The organism is Paenibacillus sp. JDR-2 (assembly GCF_000023585.1).
In the GTDB taxonomy this organism is placed as follows: Bacteria; Bacillota; Bacilli; order Paenibacillales; family Paenibacillaceae; genus Pristimantibacillus.
On record NC_012914.1, the window covers coordinates 5732543 to 5748144 of the forward strand.

A 15602-nucleotide genomic window follows, 5' to 3' on the forward strand; every position below is an offset into this window, starting at 1 on the left:
TGCAGAAAGTACAATATATTACCTCAAATCCGTACTTTTCAAGCTTATCCCGGTTATGTATACTGCAGAAAATACACTCTAGCCTCAAAAATAACCCCTATATGGGCATTTATACTGCAATGTATACAATGTGCAGCCCGGACACCTTTGCTGATATCGCAACGGTGTCGTAAAAAAGAGCATTCGCTTTATCACAAGCGAATGCTCTTTCCTATTCTTTAAACTTTTTATTGATAATCCAGCTGAACCTGCACAAGCATCGAACCGTCATTGCCGTATGGCTCGTAACGAGCCGAATAGCGAACGGATACATGCGCTACCTTAAAGGCCGTCGGCAGATCGGTCGCAAGCTGCGAACCTTGCAGATAACGGAACTTCATGCCCGTCTGCTGCTCCATTACAGCCTCGCGGATCTCCTGCTCCAGCTCTACCAGGCTTGCTACCGTATTTTCCGGCTCCGTCCAATGCAGGCCAAGATCGGTGATGAGCTTAGCGTAAACATCCGCCTTCCCGCTGTCCGTGCTCTTCAGCTTGCTGAGCTCGCTGCCGTAGGAATGGTTCGCCGTTGGATAGGTTTTGATCCATTGATGATCGACGCGCATCTCGTCATCCGTCTTCAAATAATAATTATAGCTGAGACGGGACTCGGTCTGCTGCGTGCCGGCTTGCTTCACAACGGGATCATCCCAGGTCATATCGAGATGATACCAATTGCCGCCGAGCTGCACCATATTCCAGGCATGGTCGCCGGTCTTAACTTTGCCCTCGGCAATAAGAACAGGAATTCCGACAGCTTTTAGCATTTTATAAGCAAGTAGCGAATAACCTTGACATACAGCGGTTCCCGTTGTGAGAGCATCGTAAGCGGTGTAATGCTTTAGGGTCTCGTCATACTGAAGTCTATTAACAATCCAGTCGTGGATCGCCTTCACCTTCTCATGCTCATTCATCTGCGGGGTAATAATCTGCTTGATCGCTTTGCTCACCATTGCATCAACGGCAGCGGTCTGGTCCGTCGTTTCGCGGTATCTGGCCTCCAGCTTTATGGTGGACAGATTACCCCAGCTGCGGATTGTATAAAGATAGGAGTCAAGGATATACGCGGTGTAATCATCCTGCGCAAGCGCCAGATTAATCGTATTTTGCAAGCCGTCGGAAAGCTTGTGCTTGTCTCCTTTATATTGAAGCGTAAAATGCTCGGATCTGCTTTGAAATTGCGATGCCAGCTCATCCTCAAGCTGATCGATCGTACCGCCTCCGCCGCTTGACGCAGACGCAAAAACAGAGAACAGATCGGATTTCATATTTAAACCAATGGCAACGGCAAGCAAGGCCGCTACTGTCGCTATTTTCCAACCTGTTTTTCGCATAGGTACCTCCCGCTTCGGGAATATTAGTTTCTTTACTTATTTTATGCGATTCCCTATCGTGATAAACACTACAGTACCTAAAATATAAAGGATATGAATCTATCTCCATCATAACGCTATTTTTAGCTATGGCAAGATAAGATTTCGTTGTCAAATAGAAGAGGAAGCATAAAGCCAGCCTATGCAAATGCTGGCTTCCGTTTCGGTTATCTTGCTTTTCTTTCTCTTAATGAATTATAGTAGTAAAGTAATAAAAGAGACTTCGTACATCCGTGCTCGGAGGTTGATGCTTTGATGTTTTACCGTCAAACACCCCCGCAGCACTTTTTCGTTTGCTGATATGCATGATCGTACGATTTTGAACAACCCTATTACTAATACCGCAAGTCGCGAGCTGCAATCGATACATACGGGGGCAGCCGTTCATATTATACAGCTTACCCCTGGTCAATAATTAAATGAAAGGGAGACGATTCGTTTTGACTAACGGATATCGGTGGAAGGCACTGCTGAACAAGCCTTTTGTTGTCTTTTCCATCATTATGATTCTAAAAATGCTCCTCGTCTGGATCATCGTATTCGATGGCGGTACGGGAGATATCGTTAAAATGCTGTTGACCGGCATTTCATCAATCGGATTTATTTTCTGTCTTATTGAAGCATTCGCTTACAGGAAGAAGTTCATGACTTACCTGATCCTCGACCTCATTTTAACCGGTGTTTATTTTGCCGTTATTATGTACTACAAATATTTCGGCGTTATCGTTACTTATCATGAGCTGCGCCAGGTGAACCAGGTAGGCGAGGTGAACAGCAGCGTCTTCTCGCTGATGGATCCTTACTTCTTGTTTATCTTTACGGATATCGTGTTCCTGTTCATCATGATTGCCAGCAGCAAACGATTCCGCGCTTGGAGCCGCACGTTGTCGGTCAAAGGCAGAAGAAGCTGGTTTGTGGCTGGACAAGTGCTTGCGGTTGCCGCTTGCGCCATTGCCATTCTCCCTTACCGCCAGGATATGAACGAATTCCAGCAGGCGAAAAACATGGGGATCCTGAACTACGAGATCTATGCGACCTTTGCTCCTTCCAAGGACCTGCCGATTAACGCGGAGGAAGTAACGCCGGCAATGGTCGAGCAGGAAAAAGGAAGCGCCCAGCCCGCACAGCCGGCCTACTGGGAAGCAGCAAAAGGGAAAAACGTTATTGTTATTCAGCTTGAAGCATTCCAGAATTTCCTCATTAACTTGAAAATCGACGGCAAAGAAATTACGCCGAATATGAATAAGCTGGCTGCGGATCATTTCTACTTCCCGCATTTCTTCCAGCAAGTGGGGCAAGGCAATACGGCGGATGCCGAGTTTGTCGTAAATACCTCGCTTTACGTACCGCCTAACGGCGCGGCTTCCGAGGTATATGCAAACAAGGAACTGCCAAGCATGCCGAAGGCTTTTGCCGCTAACGGCTACCAGACAGCGACTTTCCATACGAACAACGTCATGTTCTGGAACCGCGACCAGCTGTATAAGGCGCTTGGTTGGGGCAAATATTATGATGACCGGTTCTTTGGCAAAGAGGATCCCGTTGCCTTTGGTCCTTCCGATGAAGTTCTGTACGCGAAGACGGCCGATGAGCTTGCGCGCATGCAGCAGACCGGCCAGCCGTTTTATGTTCAGCTGATTTCCATGTCCGGCCATCATCCGTTCCGTATTCCGGAAAGCAAATATAAGATGGAACTGCCCGACCGTTATAAAAACACGCTTGTCGGCGACTATATTGAAGCCCAGAACTACGCGGATTACGCGCTTGGCCAATTGATCGACGAGCTCAAGAAAAACGGCGTCTGGGATAACAGCGTAATCGTCTTGTACGGCGATCATCAAGGACTGCCGATATACTCCCTGAACACCAATGAGAAGAAGCTGATGAAGGAAATTTACGGCCGTGACTATACGCTGCCGGATATGATGAATATCCCGCTGATTATGTCCGTGCCTAATCAAACTCCTCAGGTCTTCCCTCAGGTTGGCGGACAGTCGGATATATTCCCGACCATCTCGAACCTGATTGGCGTTTCGCTTAAGGATCAGGTCCACTTCGGACAGGATCTGCTCAATCATACAAGCAACATCTTGCCTGAACGTTACTACCTCCCTACCGGTTCCTTTATTACGGACAAAGGCGCATTTGTGCCAGGCTCGGGTTACCCGGACGGCATCACTTATCCGATCGCCGGCGGTCCTGTCACAACTCCGCAGGATACGGAGGACACTTATACGAGAGCACACCGACTGATCAGCATGTCGGATGAATATGTCGCATCGCTGCCGGAATGGAACAAGAAGGTTACGCCGGCGGATGATACAAAGCAGGTTGCATCAGTAAAATAACCGGTATAGCACAAAAATAGCGAGGCAGGAATTTTTCCTGCCTCGCTATTTTTTTTATTTCCTATTACATCAGATTAACTTCGCGAATCTTCTCGATCGGAATCTTCGGCTTGCGGTCCGCCGTAAGCAGCCCGTTTACTTCCTGCTGCACATCCGTAATCTGCGTATAGCAGTAGCCAACGATATAATCTCTGTCCTTGATCGCCTGGTGGATATTGCGGAAGCGGTTCAAGAACGCATCATCCGAAGCAACCTGGTTACCGTAACCCCAGCCTGCTTCGGTCTGGAAGGCGATGCCGCCAAACTCGCTGACGATTACCGGCTGCCCTTGGTATTCGTAACCATCCGCAAAAGCGTATTTCCAATGGTTAAACGAAATCTCATTGTTCAGGATTTCGTCCTTGTTGCTATAACGCTTCTCGAACTCTTCCTTCGTCTCCACGTAGTCGTGAAGAGTCAGAATATCGGATACCGTATGCTCCCAGCCGTCATTCGTAATAACCGGACGGTATGGGTCAAAGCTTTTGGTTAAATGATAGATTGCTTCGGTAAACTTCTGCTGCTTCTTGTCCTTCTTGATGTTCATGACACCCCAGGATTCGTTGAACGGAACCCAGGTAATGATAGACGGGTGATTGTACTGCTGGCGTACGACCTCCATCCATTCGTTCGTAAACTTATGAACGGCGTTATCGTTAAATTCAAAGGTTGCGGCCATCTCCGACCAGACGAGCAGGCCTTTCACGTCGCACCAATACAGGAAGCGAGCATCCTCCACCTTCATATGCTTGCGGACACCGTTGTAGCCCATTTCCAGAATGAGATCAATATCCTCAATCAGCGCTTCTTCCGACGGCGGCGTCAGATGACTATCCGGCCAGTAGCCTTGATCCAGAATCAGCCGTTGATAGAGCGGCGCGTTGTTGAGCAGGATACGGCCCTTCTCGATCGAAATTTTTCTCATGCCGAAGTATGAATAAACATGGTCCAGCTTGGTATCGCCCTTGTACAAAATAAACTCAACGTCATACAGATTCGGATGCTGCGGCGACCACATGCTATGCTTCCAAGGACCGTTTACCTCGTGAACGAGATCGGCATCGAGTTGAAGCCAAGGGCGGTCTACCGTCAGGCTCATTTGCTTCAGCTGTTTGCCCTTCAGGCTGATGACGGTCTCCAAGCGGATATCCGAAGCCGAGTAGTCTCCTTCTACCTGGTATTCGAAACGAACGGTGCGGTTGTCGATATCCGGCGTTATTTTGACGGAATCCACGCGGACGGGAGCGACAAACTCCATCCATACCGATTGCCAGATCCCTGTCGTCTGCACGTAGAAGCATTCGAAATTATCCTTCACCCAGCGCTGCTTGCCGCGCGGCTGCGTTGCGTCCATGCTGTCCTCTACCTTAACGGTCAGCTGGTTCTCCCCGCCAACGGCGATATACGGCGTAATGTCGAAGGAAAAAGCCGCATAGCCGCCTTGATGAGAGCCGATATAAGTACCGTTAATCCATACCTTCGCTACATAGTCGACCGCTTGGAAATGCAGCAGCACTTTCGAGCCCTCTGCTTCGGCCGGTATATCCAGCGTTCGGTTGTACCAGACATTGGGATGATGGCTTTCGTCGCCAATGCCGCTTGCCTGCGTCTCGTAAGTAAAAGGCACGTTAATCTTCAAATCGCTGCTGAATGCGGACGGCAAGTGCGATTCGCCCGTATTCGCGTCGTCAAACGCAAAGTTCCATTCCCCGTTTAAATCGATCCATTGCTCGCGGACGAATTGCGGACGCGGATAGTTTTTGATATACATTTTTGTTGTCATACGTATTCCCTGCTCTCTGTTACGCCCATGTGCTGCGTTAATGATGAATGAATGTTATGATTTCGTATTTACCGTGATATTGCCGAATTGCCAGTCCGAAGAGCTCGCGCGAAGTCCGATCCGTCCATGCAGGAAGGCATTCCGGTCCGTCCAGGTCAGAACGGGCTCGTCATTGTCCCCGTCAAATACCTGGATGCTTGGCCCCTTCAGCTTGATCCGAATCGGATGGGCTTTGCCGCTCCCCAGCTCCAGCACGCCGGAGGTAAGCTCCTGATTCACTTCGTAGCTGACTTTCTTCAGGATGATTCTGCCATTGCGGAAGGTAAGCTCATACCCGATAAAAGAATCAGCAACCTGATCGCGAAAGGATGATTCCATGGTTGTCCGCAGCAGAATAGACGCCTCGTCTTCCGCGGCTTCTGCCTGCGTTATTTCCACGCCAACCTCCATATCCGTCCAGCGGGTATCCCCGCCAAAAATCATGGAATTATCGCCGGCCAGCTGCAGGCCTACGGTACCGCTCTCTTCCTGCCAATAACCAAAGGTCGAGTCAGGGTCAAAAGCAACCTGCTGCTCTCCTTCAGGCGCTGCCGCCTCGATTGTTTCGATGAACCGGATGTCCGGATTTCCTTTTCCTCTGGAAAGCGTCAGCCACTGCAAGCCCTGCTTCAACGGATACGTTCCGAGCGGAACCTTCATCCATTCCGAGGAATCGTCCTCGGTTACGAACTCTTCCGCCTTAAGCTTTACGGACCGCTTTACGCCGCCCGCTTCAACCTCAAGCGTAGAACCCGCCGAAGCATCCGATACCATCGCAGCCAGCATATAATCCCCATCCGAATGGACGTATACCGGGAAAGCAAGCTCCGAAGCTTTGCCGGTTAACTCGGCCGAGTAGCTTCCATCAGGTGTTCCTTCATGATGAATAGTGACTTCGTTATTGCCGGACGCTGCGGCGTGTACGGCCTCCATCGTGCCGGGCACCTGCTTGATCATTTTGTTGTCGCTGCTGCCGCCCGCTTCATTCGAGAATGCCGTATACTGCAGCTCCGGCTTCAAGCCGCCCGTCCAGGCGTAACCGATTTGACCGGCTTTTGCCGTAAACTCCGCGTTATCGATGAGCAGCAGTCCATCCCAATACACTCTTGTTCCGCTCTGATCCGCTTCCACCCGCACGGCATGCAGCTTGGAGAAATCCATCCCTTCAGGTAAAGAGGCCTTCTGCACTTCTTTATCCGCAGCCGCATCCCTTAACGAAATGGAATGCTCCGCCGGATTGATCCGAATGCTGCGATAATCATCCGCGCTTGTATAAGAGAAGATGGTCTCCAGTTCACCGCTTTCGCTGCCTAAGATAACGTTGTATTCCGCCGTAAAACGGTCCCCCGTTGGCTTCGTTGCGACCCAAGCTGCATCAGTACCGGAGATTTCAGGCGATTGCCATTTATCCGCGCTTGGACTGCCGCCAAGCGGATCGCGGAACGCCGGAAGCGCGGGAGCCGGTACCGGCGCATCATGCGTTGGGCCAAGCACGGACATTTTGTCCCCGTTAAACGTTAGACGGTCCATATTAAGCTTCCTTACCGGAGGTCCTTCGGCCGAACTGCCGACCAGATTGTGATAAACGATATAATAGGAGTCCATGTCCGGACCAAGCACCGTTGCGCTATGCCCCAGTCCGTTAAAATCTTTGTCCGTCGAGATGATAATCGGATTATTGTCAGGAATCGTATACAGGCCGGTTGGCGACTCATGCCCTACCGCGTAATTAACGCGATAGCCCTTGGAGAACACGTGATTGCCGGTATACGTTATGAAATATCTGCCGCCCCGCTTAATAATCATTGAGCCTTCCGTCCAATGCCCCAATGACGTGTTCAGCTTATCGCCTGCTTCGATCGTATAAGGATCAATCATGCTGCTGGCCATAATGCCGCCGGATTCCGCATGGGTGAAATACCATTTGGCATCATCGTCGATAAAGACGGAGCCATCAATCGTGAGGCCCAGATTATCGGTTTTCACCTTGAACGGCCCTGTGGGACTGTCGCTTTGCAGCACATAATGCCCTTTACCCGCTGGAGATGTGTACATATAGAAGGAACCGTTCCAATACACCACTTCCGGCGCATAAGCGCCTTCGCTTACCGGCTCCTCCGTTACCAGCCCTTCGTAGCTCCAATTCACCAGATCGTCGGAGCTCCATGCTTTTATGCCGACCCGCCAGTCCTTCGTGCTGCAGTACAAATAATATTTGCCGTTGTAGCGCAGCACGTAAGGATCGCCGATGCCGTAATCCTCCCATTCCTGGTCGAGCGTCATCGGATTCCGATAGGTCCGGTCCATCGTAATAGCCTCTCTTGATTGTTCCTGCTCATCCTGCTTTTGCGTAAGCAACCAAATCCCTCCCCCGCCTGTTGCGAGTACGACCGCGATGCCAATGCCGATCAAGGATCGTTTCATTTGCCATCCGCTCATGCCGTTACCCCTTAATACCGCTGATTGCCATCGATTCAATGAAGTAACGCTGTGCCATAAAGAACACGATAACAACCGGCACAAGCGCAACAATCGACGCCGCCATCAGAGACGGGTAATTCGAAGTGGAAATATAGTTGGACTGCATGCTTGCGATAAGCACTTGAATCGTTTGGCGTTCAGGCGTATGCAGGTAAATCAGCGGACCCATAAAATCATTCCAGATGCCCATAAAACCAAGCGCTGCTTGTGCGGCAATCGCCGGCTTCGCAATCGGAAGCGCAACGGTCGTAAAGGTGCGGAAATAGCCGCATCCGTCGATTTTGGCCGCATCGATCAGATCATTCGGAATAGAGCCCTGCATAAACTGACGGAAGAAGAAGATCGTTACGATATTGCCGAATAGGCCCGGAACGATAAGCGGCGCAAGCGTATCCACCCACCCAAGTTCCGAGAAGCCGATATATTGCGGAATCATCACGACCGAATAAGGAATCATCATGGTGCCAAGCAGCGCCATAAAGATCCATTCCTTGAACGGAAACTCGAACTTGGAGAACGCATAAGCGGCCATTGCCGCCACAAACAAACCTACGGTCAGCACGCACACTACAACGATTGCGCTGTTCATGAATCCGTATAATAAAGGCGCCTTCGACCAGACATCCTTATAGTTGAGCCAAGTGAGCGGTTCGGGAATCCATTGCGGAGGCACATCGAACACATGCTGCTGCGTTTTTAACGAAGTCGACACTGTCCATACGAGCGGGCCCAGCATAATAACGGATCCCGCAAGCAGCAGCACGAATAAAACGGTATTGATAAGACGGCGTTGATTAGCCATTGCTTAAGGCCTCCTAATCCTGGTACACCCACCGCTTGGACAAGCGGAACTGTACCAACGTAATGATGAATATAAGGATGCCAAGCACCCAGGCAACCGAACTTGCGTAACCCATGTTGAAATATTTGAACGCTTCTTGGAAAATGTAGTACACGATTGTCGCACCGCTGTACTCCGGTCCGCCGTCTGCAGCCAGAATGTACATTTGGCTAAAGGACTGGAACGTACCGATAATGCCCATAACGACAACATAGAAATGAATCGGCGACAAAAGCGGAAGCGTAATATGCTTGAATTGATGCCAACGGGTAGCCCCGTCAACTTCTGCTGCTTCGTAATAGGTTGAAGAAATGCCCTGGAGTCCGGCCAGATACAGCACCATCGTACCGCCTACGCCGCCCCATAATCCCATAATAATGAAGGAAGGTTTTACCCAGTTCGGATCGCCCAGCCAGTTCGGCCCCTGCGTTCCGAAGACTTTCCAAATAAACTCGTTAACCAGGCCGTAATCATAATTGAGCATCCACTGCCATAAGAGGGATACCGCGATAATCGGCGAGATGACGGGAATGTAATAAATCGTACGGAAAATCGAGATGCCTGCCAGCTTACGGTTCATCATAATGGCAAGAATCATCGAGATGACCATGCCTAGCGGAATGCCAAGCAGCAGGAAGAAGGTGTTGTATAGCGACTTATAAAACTTCTCGTCATTAAACATGTAATGGAAATTATCAACGCCAACGAATTTGGATGGCGTCAGCATATCCCAAGTCATAAAGCTAAGTCCAAATGATGTGAGCAGCGGCGCCAGCCCAAAGATTAGAAACCCGAGTACGGGCGGCATAACAAATATGAGGGACCAGATGATTTCCTTGCGCCGGTATCCGGTAATTGTCTTCTTCATGAATAATCCTCCCTAGCCAAAGGTGAGAGGGGCAAAGACGATGTCTGATCATCTTCGCCCCACGCACATCAGCAAGTTCAACCTGCTTTACTTATTGCCTTCGTCGAACAGTTTTTGAAGCTTCGGCTGCTCCGCCTTCACAAAGTCTGCCGCGCTTTGCTTGCCGGTCCATACCGCGCTTGCATCCTGCCAGAAGGTATCCAGCCATTTCGTGTTTTTCGAGCTGTTCTCAATCGGAGGACGGCCGTAATCGGAGATGATATCCAGGAATACTTGGCGGGTCTCCGGTTTTTTGTCCATTTCGAGGAATTCGCCTTTTGCCATATCCATCAGGTTTGGTACCGCTTGGCCAAGCTGATAGTTTTGTCTTTGCGAGTCTTGATCAAGGCTGAGGTATGCCGCAAGACGGAATGCGTCATCCGGGAACTCGGTTTTAGCCGATACGACAAAGCCAAGCGATCCGAGCCAAGTTGCGGTTTTGCCTGTATTCGGGCTAGCCGGCCATGCCGCGATATCCCAGTTGAATGGCAGATCCCAGAAGCCCGGTTGATCCCACGGGCCCATCGGGAACATGGCAATTTTGCCGGCTACGAAACGTGCATAGCCGTTTTGCGCTTTTTCATCGTCGGGGGAAGGACTTACTTTATTAACAAGGCTAAGGTCCGCTACGAATTGCATTGCTTGCGCGAATTCAGGAGTATCGATGGTGATCTTGCCGTTGCCGTCTGTCCAGTCTCCGCCATTTGCCCATACGGCGGATTCGGTGGAATAACCCGCAACGCCAAAGGTATCGATCTTGCCGCGTTCATTAACCACAGTCAGCTTTTTCGCATCGGCAAGCATATCGTCCCAAGTGTATTCGCCGGCTTTTGCGCTAGGATAAGGAAGACCGGCTTTGTCGAACAGATCTTTGTTGTAAGCAAACGCCCAAGGGCCAACGTCTTTCGGAAGACCATAGATGTCGCCTTTGCCGGAAGCGGTACCGTCATAACGGTAGCGGTCCAGAGCGGCAGGCCATACGTTGCTTTGATCAACCAGACTGCTTGTGTCCAGCATCTTCTGCAGGTTCATCAGCACGCCGCTGCTAACGAGCTTGTTGAAGTTCGCGCCGCCTGCGTAGAACACATCCGGTGTTTTCTTAGCAGCGATCAGAGTATCAAGCTTTTGGTAATACTCGCCTGGAGGTACAACCGTGTATTTTACCTTTTTGTTTGGATACTTCTTCATATAAGCGTCAATCAGCTTTTGGAAGACCGCTTTCTCCGTGTCTCCGCCCCAGCCCATAAATTCGATGCTAGATTTCGCGTCGGCTCCGGCATCCGTTCCTTCTGCCGCCGTTCCCGTGTTCGAAGATTCCGGTGCTGCCGCATTGCTGTTGTTCTTGCCGTTATTGGAGCTTTCCTTGCTGCCACCGTTATTGGAGCTGCAGCCTGCCAGTACGATAATGAGACAAAGCATTGCAGCCATCCAAATTTTACCGCTTCTCCATTTCGCCATCTGTTACTTCCCCCTTCATAATGAATGAACGATATGATTTCGTGCGCTTTAAACAAATAAGCCATGACCCTTATGTACAGTTCAAACGGCCCCCGCTAGCGTTTCTTCAATAGGCTCGTATATACCGACATATTTTTTAGTTTATTTCAACTTATTTGTTTATAAACAAAATATACATGCGTTAAATTACAATGTCAACGCTTTCTTTCAATAAAACTGTATCATTCAACAAAAAAGTTCCAGATGCCTTTGTGCTAACAAAACATCTGGAACAATTGGACGTTATTCGTATTGCATTCGCATAATAATTCCTTGCGCATAATCGCCAAACGACTTGCCAAACAAATTCATGCCGCCTTGATGCTTGGCGTCCGGCTTTAATCCGATCCGGAAGGTAATAAACGGCTTCTGATCCATCTGCAGATCCCGAAGCGTTGTCGAGGAGCTCTTCTCGTTATCGATGGTACTGCGGCTTTCTTCGATTGCCCAGGTTTTGAGCAGTCCGTGCTGGGTGCTGGAGTCATTCCACCAAGGCGGGTTCAGCTTGCCCCGGTGGTCTCCGAAATCACCGGGCGAGATCCAGGAGCCTATCTCCATATCATTCACCCATACCGTAATTTCGGAAGGCCAGTCGTTATTGTAGTTCGGCGCTTCCGAGCATAGCTCAAGAGAGAATTCGAGCGATTTCACCTTTGCGCCCGCCGGCAGCTTCTTCGGAAACCGGTATTCAATCCAGCCCTTGCGGAACCAGATAATCTCGGCCGTCCGGCTGTCCGGATGATAGAAGTTTTCCGGCTCGTCCTCAATAAACAGCATGCCGGTCGTATTCGCCATCCCGCAGGTTGGCAGGATGTCGAAGTTAATGAAATGGCCGATCGGCATTTCGACTTCAACGGCCTTGCTTGTGTTCTGGTAGTAAGCAATCGGATTAAGTATCATGCGGACATCGTCGAAATTCCGGCTGCATACCTTCATGGCCCCGCGCGATGCCGGTTGAAGCTCGGTCAGAATAAGCTCCGCCTCTTCTAACACCTTCACGTTGGTTGCCGCCGTGGAGACCGGTATATCCAGCGCTTCCGCAATTTCGATAATATTCAGGTTTGGTTTGGCAAGCAGCAGCTTTATGATGCCGATTCTGGTATGTGTACTAAGAGCATGCGCAACCTTTACGAGACGATCGGGCTCGTCTATCGTTAATTCTAACAACGCAAAGTCCCTTCTTCCTCTGTATCGATTATGTTTCTTACAATCAGATTAGCGCCATTCGAAAGTTTTGTCTAGTTTATTTGTAATAAAATATATTTTTGTTTTTGTTACAAAATTATTGTAATGAAATTTTATCGGGAAGTGATCCAAGTTCTAATCCATTCAATCAGCTTTTTGGCAGCCGGGGAGACATTTTTAAAAGATCTTGCGGCAAGGCCAATATTGCGGTAATGCTCGCTGTCCAGCGGGCGGCAGCACACATTGTCCGGAAGATGCGACAATATCATTTCGGGAAGAATGCTGATCCCCAAATTGCTTTGCACCATTGCAATAATGGCATGGTCATCCTCCAACTCGTATTTAATCCGCGGCTTGCATTCGTTTTGCGAGAAGATTCGTTGCACATCCGTGTCACATCCTGCAACCGGCATAATAAAAGGCTCCTCGATAATTAGTTCCAAGCTGATCGCCCTCCGATGACTGAAAGGATGCCCGGCATTCATTACGCACATCATCCTATCCCGATGAAGCGGCACTACATCAAAGGCTTCGCGGGTAGGCAAATTAACAAAGCCAAAATCGGCCGATCCATTCGCGATCCACTCCTCGATCTCATGATAGTTGCCGTCCAGTAGCTTCACATCAATTTGAGGATATAGATTCTGAAATTGCTTCAAGATTTGCGGCAGCCATTGTATCGAAACGCTAGTGAAGGTCGCGATCTTAATGGCTCCGATTTCGATTCCTTTAATAGCGGCTACCTCTTGATTCAAAATATCATTCGCGCGAAGAATTTCTCTGATAGGATGAATCAGACTTTCACCGTTGTTCGTAAGCTGAATTCCGGCCCTGTTTCTTATAAGCAAGCTCAAGCCAAGCTCGTTCTCCAAGCTGGAAACCGCGTGACTGATCGCAGATTGCGTCAGATTCAAGAGCTCCCCTGCCTTTGTTAAACCTCCCACCTCAACGACCTTGCTAAAAATCCGGTATTTTTCTATATTCATCGTTGTCCCGCCTTAAATGAAACTCTTTCATGTTTAGTATTATTATCATTCATTTTATTTATCTAACAATCAATAGTATAGTCTAATTAATGCAGAAAGGAGCCTGATAAACATGGTAAAGGGAACTTGTTATGCGGTTATTTTTTCGAGTCAACGGACGGACGGGGATCATGGGTACGGCGCGATGGCCGACAAAATGGAGGAGCTTGCCCAGGAGCAGCCTGGATTCATATCCGTGGAGAGCGTAAGGGATGCCTCGGGAGCAGGTATTACGATTTCCTATTGGGAAAGCCTGGAGGCGATTCATAACTGGAGGCAGAACGGGCTGCACCAGGTTGCTCAGGAGAAAGGCAAACAAGCCTGGTATCAGAGCTACAACGTAAAAATCTGTAAAGTGGAACGTGCCTATTCCTACCCGGCAGCCGATCATTCATGACGGCTGCCTTTCGCGCTTAATAGTCTCTTTTATTCCCCTTTTTCACGTAATCCCACTCGACCTCAATATTCCTTCTGACCCTTTGCAGCAGGTGAAAAAGCTTCTCCGCTTCCTCCTCCGTTATTCCCGCCAGTGCCACAGAGTTCGAATGATCCCCTTCCCGCTTCAAAAAAGGATAAGCCAGCTTGCCTTTCTCCGTGGTAAAGAGCCTTTTGATCTTCTTGTTTGATTCATCGTCTTTCTTCTCGATAAAGCCTTGAATCTCAAGCTTCTGAATCGCGCGCGCAGCCGTCGTCCGGTCCACCTTGATCATTTCCGCCAGCTTCTCCTGAATAATTCCCGGATGCTCAAAGATGCGAACCAGATACAGGTATTGTCCTTTGGTAAGCTCAAGCTCCTTGAATTCGATATTGCTTATGGAATCTAATGCCCTCGCGATCATGCCAACCTCACGAAGTATCTCCCTCATGTTGTCACCTGCCAGCTAGTCAAAATTTGTTGCATTTACAACAATAATATTTTTTTATATACTGCATTTATCGCTGTTATTCATTATGACGATTTCCGACATAAAAATAAATCCTTAAAGGATGGAGAGTTTATGAATCCAATCAAAATTGCAACGCCCGAGGAGCTCGAGAGCGCGTTTTCCATCAGAAAGAAAGTATTTGTTGAGGAGCAAGGAGTACCACTTGCCGATGAATTTGACGAGTTTGACCTTTTGGACGGAGAATGCGAGCATATACTGGCCTATTATGATGGACAACCAGCGGGGACGGGAAGAATTAGAATTGTGGAAGGTATGGGCAAGCTAGAGCGCATTTGCATACTAGAGCCTTACCGCAAATTCGGGATTGGCAGACAAATCATCGCCGCATTGGAAGCAGTCGCGCTCGAAAAAGGACTCCCTAAGGTTAAACTGCACGGACAAACGCATGCAAAAGGATTCTATGAGAAGCTTGGCTATGAGGGAGCATCAGCTGAATTCATGGAGGATGGCATCCCTCATGTTCTCATGACCAAATCTATGAAATGAAGAACACTCGCGTGAGGATATCGACTTACGTTTTGTAATTTTTCACAAGATCCTTATTCCAAATTTGCGCCTCGACATAGGGTATTGTACCCTCGGGGTGCATGAATTCGATTTTATTCATTAACTCGCTTGTCATCAGACTCTTTATTTCCGTTAACGTAAAGACATGCCCATGATAATCGGGATGATAGTAAGCTTCCGGTTTGTCTCTTGCTATCCAAAAAGAAACCATGCTGTCCGGAAAAGTAAAGCTGATATCACTTTCTTCGAATGCGGATAGAGGAATTCGAATCTTCTCGACGGCTAAACCATTGGCTGATGAATAATCCTCTATCCAGACTGCCGTGCCAAGCACAGAGTAAATAGGAATTTTATCCTTTGGTTTTCCGCCCTTTTGGATAAAGCTTTTCCTCAACCAGTTTTCAGTTTCTATCCGGTTTTCCCAATACTGAACGGGTTCCTTGAATCTTTCGAAAAACGGAGTATCATCGCACATTTCCTCCATGACTTTTAAAGCTTCCTCCCATGATAGCGCAGATAAGCTTCTAAAAGGCACGGAATTGTAATAGTGGGTTATATGATCGAATATCATTCCATCTATCCCTCCAATTATAT

At 48.8% G+C, this 15602-nt stretch carries 13 protein-coding genes; 3 read left to right on the forward strand and 10 right to left on the reverse strand.

Annotation, left to right across the window (positions count from 1 at the left end; all coding sequences use genetic code 11):
- Window positions 1–227: 227 nt before the first annotated feature.
- Complete coding sequence (locus PJDR2_RS25205) at window positions 228–1370, reverse strand: transglutaminase domain-containing protein (protein ID WP_015846560.1); 1143 nt, start codon at window positions 1368–1370, stop codon at window positions 228–230.
- A 458-nt stretch (window positions 1371–1828) separates the two neighbouring features.
- Here PJDR2_RS25205 and PJDR2_RS25210 point away from each other — a divergent pair, with 458 nt between their 5' ends.
- Entirely contained in the window at window positions 1829–3757 is a 1929-nt protein-coding gene (locus PJDR2_RS25210) for an LTA synthase family protein (protein ID WP_190276168.1), read from the forward strand.
- Between the two features lie 64 nt (window positions 3758–3821).
- On the opposite strand, the gene PJDR2_RS25215 is transcribed toward PJDR2_RS25210, so the two are convergent.
- From PJDR2_RS25215 to PJDR2_RS25245, 7 genes are all read right to left on the reverse strand, one after another.
- Window positions 3822–5579 (reverse strand): glycoside hydrolase family 2 protein, encoded by a 1758-nt coding sequence (locus PJDR2_RS25215; protein ID WP_015846562.1) that lies wholly within the window; start codon window positions 5577–5579, stop codon window positions 3822–3824.
- Between the two features lie 54 nt (window positions 5580–5633).
- Window positions 5634–8057: a glycoside hydrolase family 43 protein gene (locus tag PJDR2_RS25220; RefSeq protein WP_015846563.1), complete on the reverse strand. Its 2424-nt coding sequence runs from the start codon at window positions 8055–8057 to the stop codon at window positions 5634–5636.
- A 4-nt stretch (window positions 8058–8061) separates the two neighbouring features.
- Complete coding sequence (locus PJDR2_RS25225; protein WP_015846564.1) at window positions 8062–8901, reverse strand: carbohydrate ABC transporter permease; 840 nt, start codon at window positions 8899–8901, stop codon at window positions 8062–8064.
- A 13-nt stretch (window positions 8902–8914) separates the two neighbouring features.
- Window positions 8915–9808: a carbohydrate ABC transporter permease gene (locus PJDR2_RS25230; RefSeq protein WP_015846565.1), complete on the reverse strand. Its 894-nt coding sequence runs from the start codon at window positions 9806–9808 to the stop codon at window positions 8915–8917.
- 87 nt (window positions 9809–9895) lie between these two features.
- Complete coding sequence (locus PJDR2_RS25235) at window positions 9896–11305, reverse strand: ABC transporter substrate-binding protein (protein WP_015846566.1); 1410 nt, start codon at window positions 11303–11305, stop codon at window positions 9896–9898.
- Between the two features lie 282 nt (window positions 11306–11587).
- Entirely contained in the window at window positions 11588–12511 is a 924-nt protein-coding gene (locus tag PJDR2_RS25240) for an ArsR/SmtB family transcription factor (protein ID WP_015846567.1), read from the reverse strand.
- Window positions 12512–12642: 131 nt separating this feature from the next.
- The gene (locus PJDR2_RS25245; RefSeq protein ID WP_015846568.1) at window positions 12643–13515 is read right to left on the reverse strand and encodes a LysR family transcriptional regulator; all 873 of its coding nucleotides are present in this window, start codon (window positions 13513–13515) and stop codon (window positions 12643–12645) included.
- A 112-nt stretch (window positions 13516–13627) separates the two neighbouring features.
- On the opposite strand from PJDR2_RS25245, the gene PJDR2_RS25250 reads away from it, so the two are divergent.
- Window positions 13628–13951 (forward strand): antibiotic biosynthesis monooxygenase family protein, encoded by a 324-nt coding sequence (locus PJDR2_RS25250; RefSeq protein WP_015846569.1) that lies wholly within the window; start codon window positions 13628–13630, stop codon window positions 13949–13951.
- 16 nt (window positions 13952–13967) lie between these two features.
- Here PJDR2_RS25250 and PJDR2_RS25255 read toward each other — a convergent pair whose 3' ends face one another.
- A complete protein-coding gene (locus PJDR2_RS25255; RefSeq protein WP_015846570.1) occupies window positions 13968–14420 on the reverse strand; it encodes a MarR family winged helix-turn-helix transcriptional regulator in 453 nt (150 codons plus the stop codon).
- A gap of 132 nt (window positions 14421–14552) precedes the next feature.
- Between PJDR2_RS25255 and PJDR2_RS25260 the strand changes: the two genes are divergently transcribed.
- Window positions 14553–14987, forward strand: a complete 435-nt coding sequence (locus PJDR2_RS25260; RefSeq protein WP_015846571.1) for a GNAT family N-acetyltransferase — start codon at window positions 14553–14555, stop codon at window positions 14985–14987.
- A 25-nt stretch (window positions 14988–15012) separates the two neighbouring features.
- Here the strand turns inward: PJDR2_RS25260 and PJDR2_RS25265 are convergent, their stop codons facing one another.
- Complete coding sequence (locus tag PJDR2_RS25265; protein ID WP_015846572.1) at window positions 15013–15579, reverse strand: hypothetical protein; 567 nt, start codon at window positions 15577–15579, stop codon at window positions 15013–15015.
- Window positions 15580–15602: the final 23 nt, after the last annotated feature.

Bases quoted from the DNA above. Each gene is read 5' to 3' on its own strand.
- PJDR2_RS25210 (WP_190276168.1), top strand. From the start codon at position 1,829: ATGAAAGGGAGACGATTCGTTTTGACTAACGGATATCGGTGGAAGGCA.
- PJDR2_RS25245 (WP_015846568.1), bottom strand. From the start codon at position 13,515: ATGAATATAGAAAAATACCGGATTTTTAGCAAGGTCGTTGAGGTGGGA.
- PJDR2_RS25225 (WP_015846564.1), bottom strand. From the start codon at position 8,901: ATGGCTAATCAACGCCGTCTTATCAATACCGTTTTATTCGTGCTGCTG.
- PJDR2_RS25215 (WP_015846562.1), bottom strand. From the start codon at position 5,579: ATGACAACAAAAATGTATATCAAAAACTATCCGCGTCCGCAATTCGTC.
- PJDR2_RS25255 (WP_015846570.1), bottom strand. From the start codon at position 14,420: ATGAGGGAGATACTTCGTGAGGTTGGCATGATCGCGAGGGCATTAGAT.
- PJDR2_RS25260 (WP_015846571.1), top strand. From the start codon at position 14,553: ATGAATCCAATCAAAATTGCAACGCCCGAGGAGCTCGAGAGCGCGTTT.
- PJDR2_RS25205 (WP_015846560.1), bottom strand. From the start codon at position 1,370: ATGCGAAAAACAGGTTGGAAAATAGCGACAGTAGCGGCCTTGCTTGCC.
- PJDR2_RS25265 (WP_015846572.1), bottom strand. From the start codon at position 15,579: ATGATATTCGATCATATAACCCACTATTACAATTCCGTGCCTTTTAGA.
- PJDR2_RS25220 (WP_015846563.1), bottom strand. From the start codon at position 8,057: ATGAGCGGATGGCAAATGAAACGATCCTTGATCGGCATTGGCATCGCG.
- PJDR2_RS25235 (WP_015846566.1), bottom strand. From the start codon at position 11,305: ATGGCGAAATGGAGAAGCGGTAAAATTTGGATGGCTGCAATGCTTTGT.
- PJDR2_RS25230 (WP_015846565.1), bottom strand. From the start codon at position 9,808: ATGAAGAAGACAATTACCGGATACCGGCGCAAGGAAATCATCTGGTCC.
- PJDR2_RS25250 (WP_015846569.1), top strand. From the start codon at position 13,628: ATGGTAAAGGGAACTTGTTATGCGGTTATTTTTTCGAGTCAACGGACG.